Source organism: Streptomyces dioscori (assembly GCF_003024195.1).
Lineage (GTDB): Bacteria > Actinomycetota > Actinomycetes > Streptomycetales > Streptomycetaceae > Streptomyces > Streptomyces dioscori.
The window spans coordinates 101,858-124,297 of record NZ_KZ679046.1 but is presented as its reverse complement, the minus strand read 5'-3'; the positions used below and the strand labels follow the sequence as shown (position 1 = coordinate 124,297).

Below are 22,440 nucleotides of genomic sequence, written 5' to 3'. Positions count from 1 at the left end.
TGGCTACGCGCCGGGTTGTTGCTCGGGCAGCATGGTGGCGGCCGTGAGTCCGCCCAGGCCCACGAAGGCCAGGACGCCCAGAGCCACGGCGTACGGACCGGCCGCGGGGTCGGCGACGAGGATCGTGCCGGCGATCGCCGTACCGAGCGACGAACCGAGGTTCGACACACTGCGGGACAGCCCCGAGATCTCGCCCTGCCGTTCCTCGCCGAAGCTCGACTGGACGACGTTGACCGACGGGGTGAGCATCACACCGAGTCCCAGGCCGATGAGGAGCAGTCCGGGTGTGAAGGCCCAGACGCTCGGTGAGCCGGAGGCCATCGCGATGAGCAGGCCGATCCCGCAGATCGTGACGCCGAAGCCCACGACGATGAGCGTCCGCTGCGGCCACCGTTTCACCAGACGCTCGGCGGCGAGCGAGGCGGCGAGGATGCCGAGGGTGGCCGCGGTGAAGATCGCCCCGGTCTCTATGGCGTCGTACCCGCGCACGACCTGGAGATACGCGGCCACCACGAACGACACCCCCATCAGCATCAGCCACTGGGCGTGCTGGGTGACGAGTCCGAGGTTGGACGTGCGGTCGTGGAACAGGCTCGTCGAGAAGAGCGGTTCCCGGCCGGACCGTTCCTTCGCGCGCACCCAGCGCAGGAGCCACACCAGGACGAGCGCGCCGAGCGCCAGCAGGCCCGCCGTCAGCCAGCCGTTGTCGTCGGCGGCCAGGATGCCCATGACGACGAGGACGAGGCCGACCGCGGACAGGACGGCTCCGCCGATGTCGAAGTGCCGGTCCGGCTCGGGCGGCAGGGGGTCCCGGACGTGGCGGCTCAGCACGATGATCAGCGCGACGACGGCCGCCTGGAAGACGAAGGCGGCCCGCCAGCCGATCGCCGAGGTGATGAGCCCGCCGATCAGGGGTCCCGCGGCGGCGCCGATGCCGCCCAGCGCCATGACGGTCCCGAACGCGCGGGCCCGGGAGGTCACGTCGGGGAACAGGAGCGTGGTGAGGATGTAGACGGGCGGGATGAGCAGGGCCGTGCCGACGCCCTGGAGGATCGAGTAGCCGAGGGCGAGGACGCCCAGCCCCGGAGCGAGCGCGCTGAGTGCGGCTCCGACTCCGTAGACGGTGAGGCCGGCGAGGAAGCAGCGTTTGCGGCCGTAGCGGTCGGTCAGTTTGCCGCCCGGGATCATCAGCGCCGCCATCGTCAGCAGGAAGACCGTGATGACGGTCTGCACGCCCTGGACGGTGGTGTCCAGGTCCTTGCTGATGTCGTTGATCATGACGTTCATGTTGGAGCCGGCGTAACTGCAGATGAATTGGGCGAGCGCGAGCGGGGCCAGGACGCGTCGCGCGGGGCGCGACGTCTGTCCCGGGGACCTCGTTTCAGGGGGTTTCGGTGGCATGGCCATGTCGGCTCCCGGACCTTCGGATGCGAACATCGTCCGTGGCTGCTGATCGCCCGTCATCACCCTTGCGAGGTGACGACGGGTGCGTGCGCCACGGGCTAAATGTCGAGGGGCGAGGGACCATGCGGAGGGCCGCGATGCCAGGTGACAGGAAGAGGACTCCGAGCGTCCCGCCGGGCCTGCGTACGCTCCTGGCCTACCGGCGGGAGTGGCTCGTCAAGGACGTCGTCGCGGGTGTCGTCCTCACCACGCTGCTCGTGCCGCAGGGCATGGCGTACGCGGAGCTGGCGGGACTGCCCGCGATCACCGGTCTGTACACGTCCGTGCTCTGTCTGCTCGCCTACGCCGTCTTCGGCCCGTCACGCATCCTGGTGCTCGGCCCGGACTCCTCGCTGGGCCCGATGATCGCCGCCACGGTCCTGCCCCTGATCGTCGCGGGAGGGGACAGCGGGCGTGCCGTGGCGCTCGCCTCGATGCTCGCGCTCATGGTCGGGGCGATCACACTCCTGGCGGGGGTGGCCAAGCTCGGCTTCATCGCCGACCTCATCTCCAAGCCCACGATGATCGGCTACATGAACGGCCTGGCGCTCACCATCCTGATCGGGCAGCTGCCGAAACTGTTCGGGTTCAGGACGGACGCCGACGGACTGCTCGCCGAGGTCGGGGAGTTCGTCCAGGGGCTGGCCGACGGGAAGGCGGTGCCCGCCGCGGTGGCGGTGGGTGTCACGGGGATCGTGCTGATCCTGGTCCTGCAGCGCCGGCTGCCGAAGGTGCCCGCGGTGCTCGTCATGGTGCTGCTGGCGATCGCCGCGACCTCGCTCTTCGACCTGGGCCGGCACGGCGTCGGCCTGGTCGGTGAACTCCCCCGCGGTTTCCCTCCGCTGACCTGGCCCGACATCCGCTGGGACGACCTCGGCCCGCTCTTCGTCGGCGCGCTGGGCATCGCGCTCGTCTCGCTCGCCGACACCATCTCCAACGCCTCGGCGTTCGCCACCCGCACGGGCCAGGAGATCCGCGGCAACGAGGAGATGGTCGCGATCGGCACGGCGAACGTGGCGGCCGGACTGTTCCAGGGTTTCCCCGTCAGCACGAGCGGGTCGCGGACGGCCGTGGCCGAACGGGCGGGCGCCCGGAGCCAGCTCACCGGGGTCGTCGGAGCCGGTCTGATCGTCCTCATGCTGGTGCTGCTTCCCGGGCTGTTCCGCAACCTGCCCCAGCCCGCGCTGGCCGCGGTGGTGATCACGGCGTCGGTGTCCCTGGCCGACCTCCCGGGGACGGTACGGCTGTGGCGTCAGCGCAGGACGGAGTTCCTGCTGGCGATCGCGGCCTTCCTGGGCGTGGCCCTGCTCGGTGTGCTGCCCGGGATCGCGGTCGCCGTCGGCCTGTCCATCCTCAATGTCTTCCGGCGGGCCTGGTGGCCGTACAACACCGTCCTGGGACGGGTGCCGGGGCTTGAGGGCTACCACGACGTCCGCTCGTACCCGCAGGCCGAGCATCTGCCCGGACTGGTGATCCACCGCTTCGACGGTCCGCTGTTCTTCGCCAACGCCAAGGCCTTCCGCAACGAGGTGACGCGGCTGGCCCTCGGCGAACCGCGGCCCGTCTGGGTGCTGATCGCGGCGGAGCCGGTGACCGACGTGGACACCACGGCCGCCGACGAGCTGGAGGAACTGGACGAGGCGCTGAACGAACGGGGCATCAGTCTGGTGTTCGCCGAGCTGAAGGACCCGGTGCGGCGCAAGATCGAGCGGTACGAACTGACGCGCACCATCGATCCGGCGCACTTCTTCCCCACTATCGAGGCGGCCGTCGCCGCCTACCGGGAGAAGACCGGCGCCCGGTGGACGGCGACGGACCGGCCGCCGCCGTCTCAGGACTGAACCGGCCGGCTAGCCGACGGAGAGGACGTGCGTGCCCCAGGCGTCGAGGTCGACGAAGAGTCCGGGACCGGTCAGTTCGGCTCCGGAGCGCGTGTAGCGGGCGGCGTCGAGCAGACTGGTCAGCGTCCGCTCGTCGGGGCCGAGTTCGGGCCACGGCAGGCGGATCCTCGCCTGGGCGCGCTGTCCGGAGAGGTTGACCACGGTCAGGAAGCGGCCCGCCTCGCCCGACCAGCTCCAGGCGAGCAGATCGCGGTGGGAGGGGTTGTCGGGCCAGCCCTCGCAGTCGAGGAGCCGCCACTGCCCGGTGCGCATCCCGCTCCGGTGGACGGCGGCGAGCAGCGTCTCGTGGAAGGCGCGCAGCGCGAGGTCCGGTGTCTCGTCGGGCCGCCGGTCCAGGAAGACGGGCAGCTGGGTGCGGCGCCCGGTGAACTGGCCCTCGTGCCACAGGGTCGCCCCGGGCAGGGTCGCGATCATGACGGCCGCGGCCCGTTCCTTCGCCGGGTCCATCGTGTACGCGGCCCGTGGCTCGTCGTGGTTCTCCAGGAACCGTACGAGTTTGCGCTGGTAGGTCACGTCCGCCGTGAGGTGGCCGCGGACGGACTCGGGGCTCTCGTGCAGCAGCCGGTCGTAGAGCCGTTTGTCGTAGCAGAAGTCGAAGCCCTGCTGCTGGAGGTCGAACTCGCGGTCCCAGTAGGCCTCGGCGGCGAAGATCATGCCGGGATGTCCTCGGCGTACGCCGGAGATGACGGTGGGCCAGAAGTCGTCCGCGGGCCGCTCGCCCGCCCGCTCGCCCCAGGTGCGGGCGAAGATGTCGTTCATCATGAGCATCGCCATGTCGCAGCGGACACCGTCGCACAGGTCGCCGATGCGCATGAGGACGTCCGTGGTGGCCGCGCGCAGGGCGGGCTCGAAGGCGTTGAGCTGCACCACGTCCGGCCAGGGCGGGAAGAAGGGGTCGCGGCCACGGGCGAGGACCTGGCCCTCGACGGAGAGGTAGGCCGCCGGATCGCCGCGCAGTTCGTCCTCGCTCCCCCGGACGAAGTACTCGGGGTGCTCGGCCGTCCAGGGGCTGTCCGGCGCCACATGGTTGGGTACGTAGTCGAGGAGCAGTCCGATGTCCCGGCCCGCCAGTTCGGCGCGCGCGGCGGCGAGCCCCGCGCTCCCGCCGAGGTCCGCGTCGACCTCGTAGCGGCGGATGCAGTACGGCGACCCGGCGATCTCCTCCTCCTGGAGGTCGGGCACGGCCCGGGTGAAGGCGGCGCGCAGGGACGGGTCGCGCAGCGCGATGGCACGGCCCTGCGGGCTGCGCTCCCACACGCCCATGAGCCATACGGCGTCGATGCCGTGCGGGGTGACCTCGTCCCAGGCGTCCTTGGGGACATCGCCCAGTCCCCCGTGGCGGCCGGTCCGCCGCTGGATCTCGCGGAGCCAGACACGGGTGTTGACCTCGTGGACGACGGGCTGTGCCGGGATCCCGCTCATATCGTCCCCTTCTTGGCGCGGTCGGTCAGGAAGTCGTCCGGGGTGAGCGTGCCGAAGACCGTCATCAGTGTGGCGACCAGCCCTGTCCAGCCGGTCTGGTGGGCCGCGCCCATCCCGGCGCCGTTGTCGCCGTGGAAGTACTCGTAGAACGAGATCAGGTCCCGCCAGTGCGGGTCGTCCTGGAGGATCCGCTGGCCTCCGTGGACAGGCCTGCGTCCGTCCTGACCGCGCAGGAAGAGCCGGGTGAGCCGCTCGGAGATCTCCTGGGCGACCTCGAAGAGGGTCATGCGGACGCCGGAGCCGGTCGGGCACTCCACGGTGAGGTCGTCGCCGTAGAAGCCGTACAGGTTGAGCAGCGCCCGGACGACGAGGGCGTTCATCGGGAACCACACGGGCCCGCGCCAGTTGGAGTTTCCGCCGAACATCCCCGTGTCCGACTCGGCGGGCAGATAGCCGACCCGGTACTCCTCGCCGTGCACCCAGAAACGGTAGGGGTGTTCGGCGTGGTGGCGGGAGAGGGACCGGATGCCGTACGGGCTGAGGAACTCCTCCTCGGACAGCAGGTACGAGAGCACCCTGAGCAGTTTCTTCTCGTCGACCACGGACAGCAGCCGGGGGCCGCCCGCCGTGCCCGCCTGTACGGAGGTGAGCGTGACGGAGAGCGAGGGGTGGCGGTCCGCGAAGCGGCGCAGCCGGTCACCGAGGCCCGACACCTTGGTCAGCTGGGACGGCCGGAAGACGGTGGCCGCGCACAGCGGCAGCAGCCCGACCATCGAGCGGACCTTCAGCCGCACCGCCTGGCCGCCGGGCAGCCGCAGCACGTCGTAGTAGAACCCGTCCTCCTCGTCCCAGAGTTCGTCGCCGAGGTCGCCGACCCGGTCCATGGAGGCGGCGATCCACAGGTAGTGCTCGAAGAACTTCAGGACCAGATCCTCGTACGCCTGGTTGTGCTCGACGAGTTCCACGGCGATCTGCAGCATCGCCTGGCAGTAGAGGGCCATCCACGCGGTGCCGTCGGCCTGTTCGAGCCGGCCGCCGGTGGGCAGGGGCGCGCTGCGGTCGAAGACGCCGATGTTGTCGAGGCCGAGGAAGCCGCCCTCGAAGACGTTGCGGTCGTCGGGGTCCTTGCGGTTGACCCACCAGGTGAAGTTCGTCAGGAGTTTCTGGAAGGCGCGCTCCAGGAACTCGCGGTCGGCGCGGCCGGTGGTGCGCTCCTCCATCAGATAGACGAAGTACGCGGCCCAGGCGTGCACCGGCGGGTTGACGTCGGCGAAGTTCCACTCGTAGGCCGGGATCTGGCCGTTGGGGTGCAGGAAGGTGTCCTTGAGGAGCAGTTCGAGCTGTTCCTTGGCGAAGCGGACGTCCACGGTCGCGAAGGCCACGGTGTGGAACGCCAGGTCCCAGGCGGCGAACCAGGGGTACTCCCACTTGTCCGGCATGGACACGATGTCGTCGCTGACCATGTGGAACCACTCGCGGTTGCGCACACCCGGCCGCGGCATGCTCCACGGGTCAAGGCCGTGCTCGGCAAGCCAGGTCTCCAGGTCGAACAAGTAGTACTGCTTGGACCAGAGCATCCCGGCGAGCGCCTGCCGCTGCACCCGGGCCCGGTCCTCGTCGGCGCCCTCGGGGATCAGCTGGCGGTAGAAGGCGTCGGCCTCGGCGATCCGGTCCTCGAACACGGCCTCGAAACCGCGGGAGTCGAAACCGCGCGACTCGAAGTCCCGCGACTCGAAGTCCCGGGAGTCGAAGCCGTGCTCGCCGGCCGGCCGCTCGTCCGTGGGCGCGATCCTCAGCCGCAGGGTCGCCGAACCGCCCGCGGGAACCGTGAGTGTGTGGTGCGCCGCCGCCTTGGTGCCCTCCCGCGCCGGGTTGACGGCTTCCCGCTCGCCGTCGACCACGTACCTGCCGATGCCGTCCTTGACGTACGGGGAGGAGTTGGGCGAGCCGAAGAGCCGCTCGGCGTTCGTCTCGTTCTCCGTGAACAGCAGCGGCACCTCCTCCCCGAACCGGCAGTCGTAGCTGCCCAGTTGCGGGTGCTCGGCACGGATCGTCACCGTGCCGCCGGGGCCGTCGGCCGCGCTCATCCGCGGTTTCGGGGCATCGCCGCACCCGTCCTGCCACGACCAGGTGTTGCGGAACCAGAGGGTCGGCAGGACGTGCAGGACCGCCTCGTCGGGACCGCGGTTGTCGACGGTGATCCGCGCCAGCACGTCGTCGGACGACGCCTTGGCGTACTCCACCGTCACATCGAAGTAGCGGCTGCCGTCGAAGACACCGGTGTCGAGGAGTTCGTACTCGTACTCCTGCCTGCTCCGTTCGCGGTTGACGGCCACCAGGTCGTTGTACGGGAACTCGGCCTGCGGGTACTTGTACAGGTACTTCATGTAGGAGTGGCTGGGCGTGCTGTCCAGGTAGAAGTAGTAGTCCTTGACGTCCTCGCCGTGGTTGCCCTCGCCGTTGGTGAGCCCGAAGGCGCGCTCCTTGAGGATCGGGTCGCGGCCGTTCCACAGGGCGAGCGCCAGGCACAGCCGCTGCTTCTCGTCGCAGATCCCGCCCAGTCCGTCCTCGCCCCAGCGGTAGGCGCGGGAGCGGGCGTGATCGTGCGGGAAGTAGGACCACGCGTCACCACCGTCGCTGTAGTCCTCCCGGACCGTGCCCCACTGACGCTCACTCAGATAGGGGCCCCACAGACGCCATCGGCCTCCGTCGTCGCCGGTCGGACCGATCCGCTGGCCGCTCGTCCGCGCGTTCATCCTGGCTCCCTGTGACAGGCCTACCGGGGCTGCGTCAGTCTGTCCGGCCCCTCCCGCCGGTGCCTCACCTGCCGCGGGTGAGGGCCCGGGAGCCCCGCCCTCACCTGTGGCGGGTGACGCGCAGCGGGCCACAAGGCGGCTGGATGGAGGCGGACCACATCGAAGGGAGCGGTCATGGTCAGGATCGGACCTGTGCAACTGCTGACGGTCGAGTTCGGACCCGACGCGAAGTTCGAGGGAAGGATCATCGACGAGCTCGTGGCGCTCGACCGCAGCGGCCAAGTCCGCTTGCTGGACCTGCTCTTCGTACAGAAGGAGGCCGACGGAAGTCTCGTCACGCTCGACTACCAGGCGGAAGGCATGGGGCAGACCGTCGCCGCGCTGCTCGGCATCTCGCGCGACGTGCTGGAGGGCGCGGAGGCGGAGTTCCCGTCGCTCGCCGAGGGGAACGCCTTCGGCCTCGCCCCGGACGACATCCTGGGCCTGGCCGGGCAGCTGACCCCGGGGACCGCCGCCGGCTTCGTCCTGCTGGAACACACCTGGGCCAGGGAACTGAGGGCGGCGATCCGCGACGCGGGCGGCGTGCCCGTCGCGGAGGGCTTCCTCACGGAGGAGTCCCTCGGCCTGGTGGTCGTGGAAATCACCGACGCCGTCGCGCGACTGGACGAGGCGGCCTCGGAACAGACCCGCAAGGGCCGGGCATCCGGCCGGAACACCAGGAGGTCCTGATGACCGATCTCGTCGTGCTCGGCTTCTCCGACAAGGAGAAGGCCGAATCCGTGCTGCGCCTCTCGAAGGACCTGTCCAAGCAGGAACTCCTCGACCTGGAGGACGCGGCGCTCGCCTGGCGGACCCCGGACGGCAAGATCCATGTCCGCCAGTCCTTCAGCCCCACCGCGCACGGAGCGGCCGAGGGCGCCCTGTGGGGCACGCTCTTCGGCATGCTGTTCCTGATGCCCGTGTTCGGTGCCGCGGTCGGCGCGGGCACGGGCGCGCTCGCCGGGAAGCTCACGGACGTGGGCATCAACGACGCGTTCATCAAGGAGATCGCGGGCACGCTCGAACCGGGCCGGGCCGCCGTCTTCGCGCTCGTCCGGCGTTCGACGCCCGACCGGGTGCGTGAGGCGCTGCGTCCGTTCGGTCCCACCGTGCTGCGCACGTCGCTGACCAAGGAGCGCGAGGAGGAGCTGATCGCCACCCTGCAGCAGTGACGGCCGCCGAACCGCCCGGCCGAACTTCACCCGGGTGAGATGTGGCCCGCGCCGGTCCGCGGCTTCCCGGTGCGGGCCACACTCACGTCTGGCGGACGTCCACTGCGCTGGGAGCGAGGTACCGTCGATGGACGAGCGGACGGAACGGCGGCGCCCGCCGGGTACGCCTGTCACGCCCCCGCCCCGAGCGCCGGGCATGGCCCTTCCCGGCGTACCCCAGCTGCCGACGTGGCTGGTCCCCCGCCCCCGTCTGACGGACCGCCTCTCGCAGGGCGTACTGGGGCCGTTGACCGTGGTCGTGGGGCCGGTGGGAGCGGGCAAGTCGGCTCTCGCGGTGGAGTGGGCGCACACGCGGCGTGCGCCGGGCCCGGTGGCATGGGTCACCTGCGACGGGGCGGAGGAACAGCCCGACGTCTTCTGGCCCCGGGTCCTGACGGCCCTGCACGAGGCCTCCGTCGACCTCCCGCCACTCACCGCCCCGCCGCCCCCGGCAACGGACTTCACCGTCCCGAACACCCGGGCCCAGGCCACCACCGGCCATCACGGCTCCGGTCAGGGTGCCGCTGAGGACGGCCGCGAGCAAGGACCGCCACAGGCGCCCCGTGAGGGGCGCGGGGAACGGCGCGCCCAGCCCCCACCGACCGACAGCCGACGAACAACCGCCAACGGCTTGCCCCAGCGCACGGGCAACGGCCGCGAGCAGACGCCCCTCCAGGGGCGCGGGGAACTGCGCCACCAGCCCCCACCGACCGACAGCCGACAAACGACCGCCGCCGTCCCGCCCCAGGGCACAGGCGAGAACGCCCACGCGCAGGCCGCGCCACAGGCGCCCCTTGAGGGGCGCGGGGAACTGCGCCACCAGCCCCCACCGACCGGCAGCCGTCAGACCACCCCCGACGGAGTCGAACCGCACGGCTTCCCGGCCCCGGCGGTACCCCCCGCCCCGGCAGCCGGACAGTCCCTGCTGGTGGCCGCCCTCGCGGCCGGTCTCGCCGCGCGCGAGGAGCCCGTCGTCCTCGTCCTGGACGACTTCCAGCCGGAGAGCGGCTCCCCGGTCGCCGAGGGCATGGTCCGGCTGCTCCGGCACGCCACCCCCGCCCTGCGGCTGGTCGTGGTCTCGCGCCGCGATCCGCCACTGCACCTCCACCGCTACCGGCTGGCCGGCGACCTCACCGAACTGCGTACCGGGGACCTCGCCTTCGACGACCGGGAGACGGCGGCGCTGCTGGCCCAGCACGGCGTCGAGGTGCCCCGGCCGGTGGTGAAGACCCTGCGCGAGCGGGCGGACGGCTGGGCGGCGGGCCTGCGGCTTGCCGCGATGTCCATGCAGGGGCACCCCCACCCGGAGCGGTTCGTGGCACGGTTCGCGGGCGAGGACGAGGCGATCGTCAGCTACCTCGTCGAGGAGGTGCTGGACGGTCAGCCCCCGGCGATGCGCCGGCTCCTGCTGACGACCAGCGTGCTGGACCATCTGAACGCCGAACTGGCCACCCAGGTCGCGGGCCAGGAGGCCGGCCGGCACTTCGCGGCGCTCGTCGCGCAGAGCTCCTTCCTCCAGCACATCGGTCACGGGTGGTACCGGTGCCACCGGATGTTCGCCGACGTACTGCGGGTGCGGCTGCGCCACGAGGCACCGGACCTCGTGCCCGATCTGCACGGGCGGGCGGCCGAGTGGCTGGGCGCACACGGCCTGCTCGCCGAGGCCGTACGCCATGCGCTCGCCGCGGACGACCGCCGCTACGCCGACCGTCTGGTCGTGCATCAGCTGGCGGTCGGACAGGTCCTCGCCCTGACGAGCACCCGGCTGCCGGGCGAACTGCTGACCCGGACGCCGTCCGCCGGCCCCACGGCGGCCCCCCGGGAGGCCCTGGGACCGGAGTCCGCGCTCGTCACCTCGGCGGCGGCGCTCGCCCGGGGCGACGGCCCGGCCTGCACGGAGAACCTGGCCCTGGCCGACCGGCTGATCGAGGAGCTGCCCAGGGGCGGCGCCGACCGGATCGCCCGGTGCCGGCTGGCGCACTCCGTGATCCGGATGGCCAGGGACCGCCCCCGGCACCTCACGGCGGCGAGGGCCGCCGCCGCGGAAGCCGAGCGGCTCTTCCCGCGGCTGCCGCGCGGCCTGCTGGAGGACCGCCCCGAACTGGTGGCGCTGACCCTGTCGATCCGTGGCCGCGCCGAGCTGCGGGAGGGCGACCTCAAGGCGGCGGAGGCGTCCCTGACCACGGCTCTCAAGGCCGCCTGCGCCGCCGGGAACGGCGTCCTGCGCTGGGACTGCCTCTCCGAACTGGCGCTGCTGGAGGTGCTGCGGGGACGGTTCCGGGCCGCGGAGCAGTTCGCGGGGCACGCCCGGCACCCCGCGCCGCAGGCTTCTCCGGAGCCGGATCCCTCCCTGGCCGCGCTGCATGTCGTACGGGCCTGGATCGCTCTGACGCGCCTCGACGTGCCGCGGGCACGCGGCGAACTCTCCCGGGCCCGCGCCACCTTGCGCCAGGTGCCCGACCCCTTCGTCACCGGCGTCGCCTCCCTGGTCGCCAAGCTCATGACCGCGGTGGAGACCGGCACGGCGCGTCCCGAGACCCTGGACACCATCCCCGACATCACGGCGGACGGCTGGCTCGCCGAAGGGCTGCGGCAGTCGGTGCGGCACGCGTGCGCGGCCTGCCTCGGCGAGGCACGCGCCCACCGGCTCCCCGCCCGGCCGGTGCCCGGTACGCGCGGCACGCCGGATCCCCGGCCGCGGGACGACCGGGCCCCGGTCGAGTCGCTCAGCGCGCGCGAACGCGACGTGCTGCGTCATCTGGCGCAGATGATGACGACGGAGGAGATCGCCGACGAGCTGTACGTGTCGGTCAACACGGTGAAGACGCACCTCAAGAGCGTCTACCGCAAGCTCTCCGTGACCCGGCGGTCGGCCGCGGTACGGCGGGCCCGCGAACTCGAACTGCTGTGACGCGGACCCTAACGGCCGCGACGCACCGTGCACGGCCCCTCAGAGAAGGCCCAGTTGCCTCGCGCGGGCGACCGCGCCCGTACGCGACGACACCCTGAGTTTGCGGTAGACGGCCCGCACATGGCTCTTCACCGTGTTGTGCGAGATGAAGAGTTCCGAGCCGATCTGCCGCAGCGGCACGTCCTCCTGGAGCCTGACGAGCACCGCGTGTTCGCGTTCCGTCAGGAGGCAGGCCGGTGTCGCGGGGTCCGGGCGTCCACCGTCTTCGTCGCCGCCGCCGTCGCCGTCGCCGTCGCCGGAGGGTACGGCGGCCAGCGCGGCCGACGCCTCGTCCAGCAGCAGGTCGGTACTGCGCGGGTCGCCCGACTCGGCGGCGATGTCCATGAGTGCGTCGGCGACCCACACCAGACAGGCCGCCACCACGGTGTCCGCGTCCTCGGCGGCCCGGTCCATAGCCCGTAACTGCCCCCGCAGCACGGAGATCCGCTCGAAATCCGGCCGGTCGGAGTCCGCTTGCCTTCCTCTCCGCTCGGCCTTCAGGACGGTAGGCATGTGACTCACCTCCTCGACAGAGAGCGGGGGGCGGTACACAGCAACCGTGCGAGCTGGATCTTGGAACGGAAAGAGGACTTAGGGCCATTTCACCCCGATGCCGGACGGCGTCTACGGCGAGTTGGGGTACGCCGGATCCGTATCGGGACCGCGCCCCTCGGGCAATCGGCGCACTTCCACCAGCTCCAGTCCGAGGGCCTGGATGCGGTCCAGGATCCCGTACAGGGCCGCTTGGTCGAGCCGGGCGCCGTGCAGGACGGTCTCCGGCGGACTGACCGTGACCGTCAACTCGGCGAAGGCGGAACGGAAGGCCTGGGAGACCCTGCCCTTGATCCGGATCTCGAAGTCCCCGCCCACGGGCCGCGCCTCGCCCCGCTCGGGTCCAGGGCGTTCCTCCGCCGTTCCCATGCCGCGTCACCTCCGCTGCCCGGGGCCGGGTCACGTCACCATTCTCACAGGCCGTGCGGAGGGCACATCACACAGCGGGGGTGACGGCGGCGGGCCGTCCGGACCGGTCCGCGCCCGGCTCCGACACTCATCCACAGCGGGTGAAGCTCAGCCCCCTGAAGCAGCGGGATGCTCCTGCTCCCGACAAGGAGGTACCCGACATGGCTGAGCAGACCTCGGCAGGGCAGACCCGGCAGGGTTCGCCCCCGCAGGAACCCCGGATCAAGCCCCTGATGGTCGGCGGGGTCGTCTTCGCCGTCTGCATGATGGCCATCGTGGGCGCGTACCAGGTCTTCGTCGGCATGGGCGCGTTGATGGAGGACAACTTCTACACCCGGGCGAACGACTACCCGTACGACCTCAACATCAATGTGTGGGGCTGGGTCCATCTGATCTCCGGGATCGTCATCGTGGCCGCCGCGTTCAGCGTGTTCAAGGGCAAGACGTGGGCGCGCGTCGTGGGTATCACGGTCGCCGCGCTGAGCGCGATGGAGAACTTCTTCTTCACGCCGTACTACCCGCTCTGGTCGATCGTGATCATCGCGTTCGACGTGCTGATCATCTGGTCCCTGGCCAGCTACGGCCACGCACAGGCCCACAAGGTCTACGGGGCGCCGATGTAGCACGGGGTGCATCCGGCCGACCCGGCTCGTCCGACGTCCGGCTTCCGACTCGTCCGGCTCGTCCGACATCCGGCTCATCCGGCTCATCCGCCGGGTTCCGTCGGCCGGGCCGTCTCCGGATGCGCCGCCTCCGGGTGGGCCGCCTCCGGGTGGGGCGCCTCCGGGTGGGCGTGGCCGCGCGCCGACGGCAGGGCCAGCCGGGCGATCCGGGGCCAGTCGAGCCGCGGCAGCGGTGCGCGCATCCCCGGACGCTCGCGCGGCACCAGCACGCGCAGCGCACCCGGCCGAGCCTCGCAGCGCACGGGAACGGGCAGGCTCACCGCCTCGCCGTCGACGCCGACCGGGATCCGCTCCCGGTCGGCGTCGACGACCACCTCCCGCGCGGTGACCCGGGTCAGACCGGTGGCACGGCGTCCGCGCAGGAGTCCGGCGGCCTGGGTGGCGCTGGCCACGTCGACCCCGACGACCCCCAACTCGCCGCCGTCCAGCCGGGGCCGGCGGCCGAGCCCGGCGATGTCGCCCGTGCCGTAGGGGTTGTTGCTGACCAGCAGCGCCTGCGGTGCCTCGAAGTCCGCCTCGCCAGCCCGGGCGGCGAGCCGTGCGCCGCGATGGCCCACGAGCAGGTCGGGGAGGAGTTCCAGGGTCGTACGGGTCTTGCCGTCGCGGTAGGCCGGGCTCTGCACCACCTCGGCGTACGCCCCGAACGACACGTTGTTGACGAAGGGATGGCCGGCCGCGCGGCCGAGGTCGACGCGGAGCAGCACCCCGTCGGTCAGGGCGTCGAGCGCCTTCGCCGGATCCTCGCGGTCGAGCCCCAGGTCGAGGGCGAAGTGGTTACGGGTGCCGGCCGGCACCACGAGGAAGGGGAGGCCGAGCGAGGCGGCGACGTCGGCCACCAGCGCCTGGGTGCCGTCCCCGCCCGCGACGCCGAGCAGATCGGCGCCCTCGGTGGCGGCCTTGCGCGCCAGTTCGGCCACGTCGGTCTCGCCCGGCCCCTCCAGGAGGAGGACCTGCGCGCCCAGTGCCTCCGCCTTCTCCCGCAGCCCGAACCGTGCCACCTTGCCGCCGCCCGAGCGCGGATTCATGATCAGGACGGGGTGCCGCACCCGTGGGGCGGGGTGCTCCGGCGTCCGGGCGGACCCGTCCGTGCGGACCAGGGCTCGGCGGCCCGCGCCGACCGCGACCATGAACAGCGCCCCGGCCACGACGACGACCCACGCCAGCTCGGCCCGGGTGTACGCGACGACGATCCATACGGGTGCGGCGACGGCCAGCACGGCGGCGAGCAGCCGCCAGACGCTCCGCCGTGTGAGCACCCACCACAGGGCCGCCGCCGTGACCGCCAGACCGGCCAGCCCCACACCCAGCAGGGCGATGGTCCGCAGTCCCGCGAACACGCCCAGCACCAGTACCGCCGCCGTGGCCGCCGCCAGCGCTCCGCGCGCCGACCACCGCTGCCCCCGCGTAGTGGGTTCCATGGCGTGACGATCGTTCGTGGACCGGAGGGGCGCATCACCCCTGGCAGGGGATCCGCCCCGAGTTCGGCCCTCTCCTCGTCCGGTCAGGCCCAGCCAGGGGCTGAGGAGGGGGTCGTGGGCGAGTACGTACCCGATCGCGATCCCACCGGCGACGATCGCGAAGAAGAAGATGAGCCACGACAGCACCGTGAAGACGGAGCCGAGCGGCCCGTACCGCTCGACGCTCAGCTCCAGTGAACGCGGCAGCCAGAGCCCGGACACGGCGGAGTACAGGACCACCCCGATGCCGGTGAGCAGGGCGCCCGGCAGCAGTGGCAGCCACGCCACCCGCCCGGCGAGCATCAGATGCTGCGTCCACCACCACATGAGGACCGCGGCGATCAGCTGCAGGGGGAACCCCAGGGCGGCCCCGGCGCCGAACCCGTCACGCAGCGTCCCCTGGGACACCAGCACGGTGACCCAGACGAGGAGCCACACGCCCCACCGCCACACCACGGTCCGCAGCCCGGCGCGCGGCAGATGCCAGGAGCGTTCGCACAGGCGTTGCAGTGCCCGGCTGAAGGCGGTCGCGGACAGGAGCGCCACCAGTACCCCGACCGCGCCCCAGGCCTCCATCGAGTCGGCGGCGCCCCGGTAGACCTCGTCGACCTGGGTCAGGACCGGCCCCTCGGTGCCCAGTTGGGTGCGCAGGGTGCCCACCAGCTCCCGGCGGACCGCGGGCGGGGTGAAGGACGCGACGGCGAAGAGCATCGGCAGCGCGGCGAGGAACGCCTGCGCCGCGAGACGGGTCGCCATGTCCAGGATGCTCACGCTGACGAGCTGCCGGCCGACGGGGCCCGCGATGCGGCCCGGCACGGTCCGGGCGAGCCTCGTGAACACCATGACCGTGCCCTCCCGGCCCCCGGAAACCTGTCGGCACGTCACCCTCTTCCCCGCCGGGCCGCCGCGCCTCGCCCGGGACGGGTGACACGGACCCGCGGGGGTGGGCCTGCGGCCGATCGCCTACCGTGCCGGTGTACCGACGACGAGGAGACAGTGATGACGCACGAGGCGCTGGTCATGGGGATCGGCGGCAAGGATCCGCGGCTGGACCCGGAGGCGTTCGTGGCACCCACGTCCGTGGTCATCGGGGACGTGGACCTGGGGCCGGGCGCGAGTGTCTGGTACGGCGCGGTGCTGCGGGCGGACTGCGGTCCGATCGTGATCGGGGCCGACAGCAACGTCCAGGACAACTGCACGCTCCATGTCGACCCCGGTTTTCCGATCAGCATCGGGGAACGGGTGTCCATCGGGCACAACGCCGTGGTGCACGGGGCTGTTGTCGAGGACGACTGTCTGGTGGGGATGGGGGCGACGATCCTGAACGGGGCGGTGATCGGGGCGGGGTCGCTCGTCGCGGCGCAGGCGTTGGTGCCGCAGGGGATGCGGGTGCCGCCCGGGTCCCTGGTCGCCGGTGTTCCCGCCAAGGTGAAGCGGGAGCTGAGCGCGGAGGAGCGGGAGGGGGTTTCCCTGAACGGCGTGTTCTACGTGGAGCTGGCGAAGGCCCACCGGGACGCCCACGAGGGGTAGCCCCTTCAGGGGCGCGGGGAACTGCGCGGCCCACCCCCACCGGCCCGCAGAGGACAGCCGGAGCCCTGGGGTCGTACGCCGAGTGCGGATTCGTCGTGGCTGGGCGCGCAGTTCCCCGCGCCCCTTGCGGGGGCTAGTCGGTCGCCGGGACCGGCTCCGCCGGAGCCGTGTCGGGCTGCGCTGTCATCTTCTTGGCCTTGCGCTTCATGATCAGCATGGACGCCGCGCCGATCAGGACGGCCAGGACCAGGCCCAGCCAGGAGAAGCGCTTGAGCCAGGACTCGGCCACCACGCCCACGTAGTAGATGACCGCGGTCGTGCCGCCCGCCCAGATGATGCCGCCGAGGACGTTGGCGGTCAGGAACTTCCAGTACGGCATGCGCAGTACGCCCGCGAGCGGCCCCGCGAAGATGCGCAGCAGGGCGATGAAGCGGCCGAAGAAGACGGCCCACATGCCCCACTTCTCGAAGGACCGCTCGGCGGTGGCGATATGGCCTTCGCCGAAGTGCTTGGGGAACTTCGCGCCGAGCCAGGCCAGCAGCGGACGTCCGCCCTTGCGGCCGATGGCGTAGCCGATGGAGTCACCGATGATCGCGCCGGCGGTCGCGCAGGCGCCGAGGATGAAGGGGTTGATGTCACCGTGCTGGGAGGCGAGCAGAGCCGAGGAGACGAGGATGATCTCGCCCGGCAGCGGGATGCCCAGGCTCTCCAGGCCGATGACCAGGCCCACCAGCGCGTAGATGCTGACCGCAGGCACGGTCTCTAGCCATTCCTGGACGTGCAACGCCGGTTCCTCCCCTTGCAACGCGGTCCGGGCCGGGCCCGGCGTGCGCTCGGTCGCGCGCACGCCGGGAAGCCTACCGGTTCACGCCCCCGGCCCGACGGCCCGGCGATCCCTCACACGGCCACCGTCGTACGGAGCCGCAGGTCCCGCGCCGAGGCCCCGAGCCATACCGTCCGCCGCCCGGTGCCGAGCACCCAGCCGGGCCGGGCCGGGTCCCAGGAGGACAGCGTGCGTGTGTCGACGCGCACGGTGATCCTGCGTGACTCCCCCGCCCGCAGCGTGAGCCGCCGGTAGCCGCTCAGCACGCGTACGGCGCGCTCGACGCGCAGGTCGGGCGAGGGGCCCACGTAGACCTGCGGGATGTCGACGCCGTCCCGCCGCCCGGTGTTGCGCACGGTGAAGGAGACGTCCAGCCCGTCCCTGGTCCGCTCCGCCGCCAGGTCCTCGTATGCGAAGGAGGTGTACGAGAGTCCGTGCCCGAACGGGAACAGCGGCCGTACGCCCTTGGCGTCGTACCAGCGGTATCCGGCGTGGATGCCCTCGGAGTACTCCTCGACGCCGCTCACGCCCGGGTAGCGGCGCGGTTCACCGGCCACCGGGTGGCTCTCGTCGTCGGCCGGGAAGGACTGCGTGAGCCGTCCGCCGGGGTCGCAGTCGCCGAACAGGACGGCCGCGGTGGCCGCCGCGCCCTCCTGGCCGGGGTAGTACATCTGCAGCACGGCGGCGGTGCGCTCCAGCCAGGGCATCGCGGTCGAGGAGGAGGTGTTGAGGACGACGGTGGTGCGCGGGTTGGCCGCGGTCACCGCCTCGATCAGGTGCGGCTGGTGGCCCGGGAGCGCGAGCGTCGTGCGGTCCTGGTTCTCGGTGGCGTCCTCGTACGCGAAGAGGACGACGCTGTGCGCGGCGGAGGCGGCCCGCACGGCCTCGGCGACGTCCTGGCCGCGGGTCGCGCCGGTGACGCGCCGCAGCCGGAACGTCTGCCCCGCGTCCCCGCCCTTCGCGGTGATCTCGACCCGGTGCCGGCCAGGAGTGAGGTCGAGTGTCTTGCGCCGTACCGCCAGGCCGTCGGGTGCGGCCGACACCAGGCCGCCGGCGAACTGCTCGGCGAGCCCGGCCACCACCGGGAAGAGTTCAGTTCCGTCGAGGAGCACCTTGGGCCGCGTACCGGAGTAGTGGATGACGAAGGTCCACTCGTCGGCGTCCTCGACGGTGAGTGTGCCGTCGTACGTCCACGTCTTCCCGGCGGCGATGTGCTGGGCCTCCGGGGTGACGCCCGCCGAGAGGGCCTTCTTCGGGAGGGGTTTGCCGTACAGGTCCTCGCCGAGTGCGTACGAGACCTGGGCGCCCTTGCCCGCGCGGGACCTGATGGCCTCCAGGGGGCTGTCGGCGTGGTCGGGGACGACGTGGGCGCTGCCGCCGCCGCTGACGAACGGGAGGGAGCCGGTGGGGCCGATGACGGCGACGCTGCGGGCGGCCTCGCCGGTGAGGGGCAGGGCCGAGTTCTTGTTGTGCAGGAGGGTGGCGCCCGCCTTGGCGACCTCCAGGGCGACGGCCGCACCCGCCGCGGGGTCCCGGCGCGGGCGGGGCGGGGCGCTGCCGTCGAGGAGGCCGAAGTCGTCCATCGCGGTGAGGATGCGGCGTACGGACCGGTCGACGTACTCCTCGGAGACGCCGCCGTCCTGGACCGCCTTCTTGAGGGCGGCTCCGAAGTACCTGCTGTTCGGCATCTCCATGTCGAGGCCCGCGGTGAGCGAGGCGACGGTGCTGTGGGCGGCGTACCAGTCGGTCATCACCCAGCCCTCGAAGCCCCAGCGGTCGCGCAGGATCCCGGTGAGGAGTTCCTTGTTCTCGCAGGCGTAGACGCCGTTGACCTTGTTGTAGGCGCCCATGGCGGCGCGGGCGCCGGCGCCGACGGCGGCCTCGAAGCCGCGTAGTTCGACCTCGTTGAGGGTCTGCTCGTCGACCCGGACGTCGACGGTCTCGCGGTCCTTCTCCTGGTTGTTCATCGCGTAGTGCTTGACGGTCGCGATGAGCCCCTCGCCCTGGATGCCCTTGATCTCCTCGGCGACGAGGTCGGCGGAGAGCAGCGGGTCCTCGCTGAAGGTCTCGAAGTTGCGGCCCGCGTACGGGGTGCGGACGAGGTTGACCATCGGGGAGAGCAGCACGTCCTGGCCGAGCGCGCGGCCCTCGTGGCCGATGACCCGGCCGTAGCGGCGGGCGAGATCGGGGTCGAAGGCGGAGGCGAGCAGGACGGGCGCGGGCAGGGCGGTGGCGCGCTGTTTGACGCGGACTCCGGCGGGTCCGTCGGCGAGGCGCAGGGGCGGGATGCCGAGCCGTGCCACACCGGGGACGTAACCGGCCTGGCCCAGGGCCTTCGGATCGGTGGCGCCGTGCAGCAGGGAGATCTTCTCGTCCAGGGTGAGCCGGGCGAGCAGGCCCTCGACGCGGGGGCCCGCGGCCGGTTCCCGTACGGCTGCCCGGGCGGACGCGGGAGCGCCGGTGGTCGCGGCGAGGGCCACGGCGGTCGCGCCGCCCAGCAGGCGCAGGACGGACCGCCGGGACATGGACGGCCGGGACACGGGCCGCCGGGAGACAGGGTCGGACATGAGGCGTCACTCCTCGTTGGGTGCGGGCACGAGGAGGTGAACCGCGGGGCGCGCGGGCGGCCGTGCTGGTTCGCCCTCCGGACGCACTATGCGACAAAAGCGACTTGACGGACCGTTAGGCACCACGGTCGCAACAGAAAATATGACCGCACCGGTCGGTCGGGGCCGACGTGACAGCTCACGGCGACCGGTCGGCCGGACTGTCGGGCACGCTCAGAACGTCGGGCCGGCCAGGGACTGTTCCGTCCAGATGATCTTGCCGTCCTGGGTGTAACGGGTCCCCCAGCGCTGGGTGCACTGGGAGACCAGGAAAAGGCCCCGGCCGCCCTCGTCGGTCGTCTTCGGATGACGCAGGTGCGGGGCCGTCGGACTGGCGTCCCACACTTCGCAGACCAGGGTCCTCGACATGATCAGCCGCAGCCTGATGGGACCGTCCGCGTGCCGGATCGCGTTGGTGAACAGCTCGCTGACGACGAGTTCGGTCGTGAAGGTCAGCTCGTCGAGACCCCATTCGCACAGCTGCCGCGAGGTGCGCTTGCGGACCTCGGCGACCGAGGCCGGGTCACCGGGCAGCTCCCAGGACACCGTCCGGTCCGCCGGCAGCCGCCGGGCGCGGGCCATCAGCAGCACCACGTCGTCGGGCGGGCGCACCGGGACCAGCGCGTCCACCACGGCCAGACAGCGTTCGTCGAGGTCGGGAGCGGGCTGCCCGAGCACGCGGCGCAGCCGTTCCCGGTCGGCGGCAGCGTCCCGCCGGTCCGCGGGCCCCTCGGCGGCGAGCAGGCCGTCGGTGCACAGGGTGAGCACGCTGCCCTCCGCGAGCCGCAGTTCGACGGACTCGAAGGGCGGTCCGCCGACGCCCAGTTCGGGCCCCTGCGGCAGTTCGGGGAAGTCCACCGTGCCGTCCGGGGCGACGACGGCGGGCAGGCCGTGCCCCGCGGCGGCCATCGACAGCCGGCCGCCGACCGGGTCGTACACGGCGTACAGGCAGCTGGCGCCCCTCGTGCGGACGCCGTCGGCGCGGGGTGCCGTCCCGGGGCCGGTCTCCTGTCCGGTGCGGTCGACCAGGTCGTCGAGGTGGGCCAGCACCTCCTCGGGCGGCAGGTCCAGGTCGGCGAGGGTCTGGACGGCGGCGCGCAGCCGGCCCATGGCGGCGGCTGCCTCGATGCCGTGCCCGACGACGTCGCCCACCACGAGCGCGACCCGGGCGCCCGACAGCGGGATGACGTCGAACCAGTCCCCGCCGAGGCCCGTCAGCTCGTCGGCGGGCCGGTAGCAGGCGGCGACCTCCATCGCGTCCTGTTCGGGCAGCCGGTGCGGCAGGAGGTGGCGTTGCAGGACGAGTGCCGCGTCGCGTTCGCGGGTGTAGCGGCGGGCGTTGTCGAGGCACAGGGCGGCGCGGGCCACGAACTCCTCGGCGAGACCCAGGTCGTCGTGGTCGAAGGGCTCCGCGCGGCGGCTGCGGAAGAACGTGGTGATGCCGAGCGTGGTGCCGCGGGCCCGGACGGGCACGATCATCGCGGTGTGCGGTCCGGGGCCGGGGAAGGCCGCCCCGCCCCGGGGCAGGTCGGCGGTCCAGGCGTCGGCCAGGGGGTCCAGGCGCTCCTCGATCCAGGAGCCGCCGCCGGTCAGGGCGGTGATCGGGGGTGCGTCGGCGCGGTACCGGGCCACCTGGCCGATCCCGGCGGAGCTCTCCGGGCCCTCGTCGTCGACCGAGCGGTGGCCGGCCCGGCGCAGGGGGACGGCGTCCGGGCCGCTCAGGGGCCCGCCCGTCGGTCCGGGCGCGGGTTCACCGCCGTCGAGGACGGTCTCCAGCAGGTCGACGGTGACGAGGTCGGCGAGGCCCGGTACCGCGAGGTCGGCCAGTTCCTGGGCGGTGCGGGTGACGTCCAGGGTGCGGCCGATGCTCTTGCCGGCCCGGTCCAGGAGGGTGAGGCGTTCGCGGGCCCGGTGGCGCTCGGTGACGTCCACGACGGTGTAGTACACGCCGAGCGGGATGCCCTGGTCGTCGTCGAGCCGGGTGAAGGACATGGCGTGGGCTGTCCGGCGGTGCGGTGCCGAGCGGACCGTACCGACGTGTTCGTAGCCCGCGACCGTTGCGCCGGTCTCCAGGACCTGGCGCATCACCTCTTCGAGGGCGGCGGCGTCGAGGCCCGGCTGTATGTCCGCGAGCCGTTTGCCGATGCGCTCGTGGCCGGGGCCGCCGCCGAACTGTTCCAGGGCGGCGTTCGACCAGACGAACCGCAGGTCGGTGTCGACGATGGCGATGCCGATCGGCGAGTGGGCGGCCATCCGCTCCAGCACCCCGCGGCTCATGCCCCAGCCCGGGGTGCCCGCGGTGTCGGCGGCCAGGGCCACCCAGCGGGGCGGGCCGTCCACGGCCTCCATGGCGGGCAGGACCCGTACGGTGGCGACGACCGGGTGGCCGTCCCGGTGGCGCACCGCGAGGAGCCCGGTCCAGCGGCCGTCCCGTACGCAGCGGCGGGCCAGGGCGGGCAGGCGTGCGGCGTCCTCGGGCATCAGCAGGCCGGCCACGGAGCGGCCCACGGCCTCGGCGCTGCGGTGGCCGAACAGCCGCTCGGCGTCCGCGGTCCAGCCGGACACCGTCAGGCGGGCGTCCAGCAGCACCACCGCGGCGTCCGCCACGTCGAACCGACGGGCCGCCACGCCGCTCTCCTCGCTCGTCGACACCCTGACC

The 22,440-nt window shown here is 72.4% G+C and carries 15 protein-coding genes and 1 pseudogene; 6 read left to right on the top strand and 10 right to left on the bottom strand.

What is annotated here, in order from left to right:
- Positions 1–3 precede the first annotated feature (3 nt).
- On the bottom strand, positions 4–1,401 hold the full coding sequence (locus C6Y14_RS23230) for an MFS transporter (RefSeq protein WP_225891249.1): 1,398 nt from the start codon (positions 1,399–1,401) through the stop codon (positions 4–6).
- A gap of 140 nt (positions 1,402–1,541) precedes the next feature.
- Between C6Y14_RS23230 and C6Y14_RS23225 the strand changes: the two genes are divergently transcribed.
- Positions 1,542–3,284 (top strand): SulP family inorganic anion transporter, encoded by a 1,743-nt coding sequence (locus tag C6Y14_RS23225; protein WP_107018723.1) that lies wholly within the window; start codon positions 1,542–1,544, stop codon positions 3,282–3,284.
- 9 nt (positions 3,285–3,293) lie between these two features.
- Here the strand turns inward: C6Y14_RS23225 and C6Y14_RS23220 are convergent, their stop codons facing one another.
- Together C6Y14_RS23220 and C6Y14_RS23215 are read right to left on the bottom strand one after the other, a co-directional pair.
- Positions 3,294–4,766, bottom strand: coding sequence for an alpha-amylase family protein (locus C6Y14_RS23220; protein ID WP_107018722.1), 1,473 nt, complete (start codon positions 4,764–4,766; stop codon positions 3,294–3,296).
- On the bottom strand, positions 4,763–7,522 hold the full coding sequence (locus C6Y14_RS23215; protein WP_107018721.1) for an MGH1-like glycoside hydrolase domain-containing protein: 2,760 nt from the start codon (positions 7,520–7,522) through the stop codon (positions 4,763–4,765). Before C6Y14_RS23215 ends, C6Y14_RS23220 begins: the two co-directional genes overlap by 4 nt.
- Positions 7,523–7,696: 174 nt before the next feature.
- Here C6Y14_RS23215 and C6Y14_RS23210 point away from each other — a divergent pair, with 174 nt between their 5' ends.
- The 3 genes from C6Y14_RS23210 (at position 7,697) to C6Y14_RS23195 (ending at position 11,683) form a co-directional block, all read left to right on the top strand.
- On the top strand, positions 7,697–8,251 hold the full coding sequence (locus C6Y14_RS23210) for a DUF1269 domain-containing family protein (protein ID WP_107018720.1): 555 nt from the start codon (positions 7,697–7,699) through the stop codon (positions 8,249–8,251).
- The gene (locus tag C6Y14_RS23205; RefSeq protein WP_107018719.1) at positions 8,251–8,733 is read left to right on the top strand and encodes a DUF1269 domain-containing protein; all 483 of its coding nucleotides are present in this window, start codon (positions 8,251–8,253) and stop codon (positions 8,731–8,733) included. Before C6Y14_RS23210 ends, C6Y14_RS23205 begins: the two co-directional genes overlap by 1 nt.
- Positions 8,734–8,860: 127 nt before the next feature.
- On the top strand, positions 8,861–11,683 hold the full coding sequence (locus C6Y14_RS23195) for a LuxR C-terminal-related transcriptional regulator (RefSeq protein ID WP_225891223.1): 2,823 nt from the start codon (positions 8,861–8,863) through the stop codon (positions 11,681–11,683).
- A gap of 39 nt (positions 11,684–11,722) precedes the next feature.
- Here C6Y14_RS23195 and C6Y14_RS45120 read toward each other — a convergent pair whose 3' ends face one another.
- Together C6Y14_RS45120 and C6Y14_RS23185 are read right to left on the bottom strand one after the other, a co-directional pair.
- On the bottom strand, positions 11,723–12,235 hold the full coding sequence (locus C6Y14_RS45120) for a helix-turn-helix transcriptional regulator (protein ID WP_225891222.1): 513 nt from the start codon (positions 12,233–12,235) through the stop codon (positions 11,723–11,725).
- A 111-nt stretch (positions 12,236–12,346) separates the two neighbouring features.
- Entirely contained in the window at positions 12,347–12,643 is a 297-nt protein-coding gene (locus tag C6Y14_RS23185) for a hypothetical protein (RefSeq protein ID WP_107018718.1), read from the bottom strand.
- Positions 12,644–12,843: 200 nt separating this feature from the next.
- On the opposite strand from C6Y14_RS23185, the gene C6Y14_RS23180 reads away from it, so the two are divergent.
- Positions 12,844–13,305 carry a DUF7144 family membrane protein gene (locus C6Y14_RS23180; protein WP_107018717.1) on the top strand — a complete coding sequence of 154 codons (462 nt, stop codon included), beginning with the start codon at positions 12,844–12,846 and terminating at the stop codon, positions 13,303–13,305.
- An 83-nt stretch (positions 13,306–13,388) separates the two neighbouring features.
- Here C6Y14_RS23180 and C6Y14_RS44585 read toward each other — a convergent pair whose 3' ends face one another.
- Together C6Y14_RS44585 and C6Y14_RS44580 are read right to left on the bottom strand one after the other, a co-directional pair.
- On the bottom strand, positions 13,389–14,783 hold the full coding sequence (locus tag C6Y14_RS44585; RefSeq protein WP_199854835.1) for a diacylglycerol/lipid kinase family protein: 1,395 nt from the start codon (positions 14,781–14,783) through the stop codon (positions 13,389–13,391).
- A gap of 126 nt (positions 14,784–14,909) precedes the next feature.
- A pseudogene (locus C6Y14_RS44580) lies at positions 14,910–15,578 on the bottom strand (YhjD/YihY/BrkB family envelope integrity protein); the annotation flags it as partial.
- A 243-nt stretch (positions 15,579–15,821) separates the two neighbouring features.
- On the opposite strand from C6Y14_RS44580, the gene C6Y14_RS23170 reads away from it, so the two are divergent.
- A complete protein-coding gene (locus C6Y14_RS23170) occupies positions 15,822–16,352 on the top strand; it encodes a gamma carbonic anhydrase family protein (RefSeq protein WP_107018715.1) in 531 nt (176 codons plus the stop codon).
- Positions 16,353–16,485: 133 nt separating this feature from the next.
- On the opposite strand, the gene C6Y14_RS23165 is transcribed toward C6Y14_RS23170, so the two are convergent.
- The 3 genes from C6Y14_RS23165 to C6Y14_RS23155 form a co-directional block, all read right to left on the bottom strand.
- Positions 16,486–17,136, bottom strand: coding sequence for a DedA family protein (locus tag C6Y14_RS23165; protein ID WP_107018714.1), 651 nt, complete (start codon positions 17,134–17,136; stop codon positions 16,486–16,488).
- A gap of 113 nt (positions 17,137–17,249) precedes the next feature.
- Complete coding sequence (locus C6Y14_RS23160; RefSeq protein WP_107018713.1) at positions 17,250–19,742, bottom strand: beta-glucosidase family protein; 2,493 nt, start codon at positions 19,740–19,742, stop codon at positions 17,250–17,252.
- A gap of 213 nt (positions 19,743–19,955) precedes the next feature.
- A complete protein-coding gene (locus C6Y14_RS23155; RefSeq protein WP_107018712.1) occupies positions 19,956–22,433 on the bottom strand; it encodes a SpoIIE family protein phosphatase in 2,478 nt (825 codons plus the stop codon).
- Between the last annotated feature and the right edge of the window lie 7 nt (positions 22,434–22,440).

Excerpts from the sequence above, each read along its gene's own strand:
- C6Y14_RS23230 (WP_225891249.1), bottom strand. The coding sequence starts at position 1,401 with ATGCCACCGAAACCCCCTGAAACGAGGTCCCCGGGACAGACGTCGCGC.
- C6Y14_RS23225 (WP_107018723.1), top strand. The coding sequence starts at position 1,542 with ATGCCAGGTGACAGGAAGAGGACTCCGAGCGTCCCGCCGGGCCTGCGT.
- C6Y14_RS23220 (WP_107018722.1), bottom strand. The coding sequence starts at position 4,766 with ATGAGCGGGATCCCGGCACAGCCCGTCGTCCACGAGGTCAACACCCGT.
- C6Y14_RS23215 (WP_107018721.1), bottom strand. The coding sequence starts at position 7,522 with ATGAACGCGCGGACGAGCGGCCAGCGGATCGGTCCGACCGGCGACGAC.
- C6Y14_RS23210 (WP_107018720.1), top strand. The coding sequence starts at position 7,697 with ATGGTCAGGATCGGACCTGTGCAACTGCTGACGGTCGAGTTCGGACCC.
- C6Y14_RS23205 (WP_107018719.1), top strand. The coding sequence starts at position 8,251 with ATGACCGATCTCGTCGTGCTCGGCTTCTCCGACAAGGAGAAGGCCGAA.
- C6Y14_RS23195 (WP_225891223.1), top strand. The coding sequence starts at position 8,861 with ATGGACGAGCGGACGGAACGGCGGCGCCCGCCGGGTACGCCTGTCACG.
- C6Y14_RS45120 (WP_225891222.1), bottom strand. The coding sequence starts at position 12,235 with ATGCCTACCGTCCTGAAGGCCGAGCGGAGAGGAAGGCAAGCGGACTCC.
- C6Y14_RS23185 (WP_107018718.1), bottom strand. The coding sequence starts at position 12,643 with ATGGGAACGGCGGAGGAACGCCCTGGACCCGAGCGGGGCGAGGCGCGG.
- C6Y14_RS23180 (WP_107018717.1), top strand. The coding sequence starts at position 12,844 with ATGGCTGAGCAGACCTCGGCAGGGCAGACCCGGCAGGGTTCGCCCCCG.
- C6Y14_RS44585 (WP_199854835.1), bottom strand. The coding sequence starts at position 14,783 with ATGGAACCCACTACGCGGGGGCAGCGGTGGTCGGCGCGCGGAGCGCTG.
- C6Y14_RS23170 (WP_107018715.1), top strand. The coding sequence starts at position 15,822 with ATGACGCACGAGGCGCTGGTCATGGGGATCGGCGGCAAGGATCCGCGG.
- C6Y14_RS23160 (WP_107018713.1), bottom strand. The coding sequence starts at position 19,742 with ATGTCCGACCCTGTCTCCCGGCGGCCCGTGTCCCGGCCGTCCATGTCC.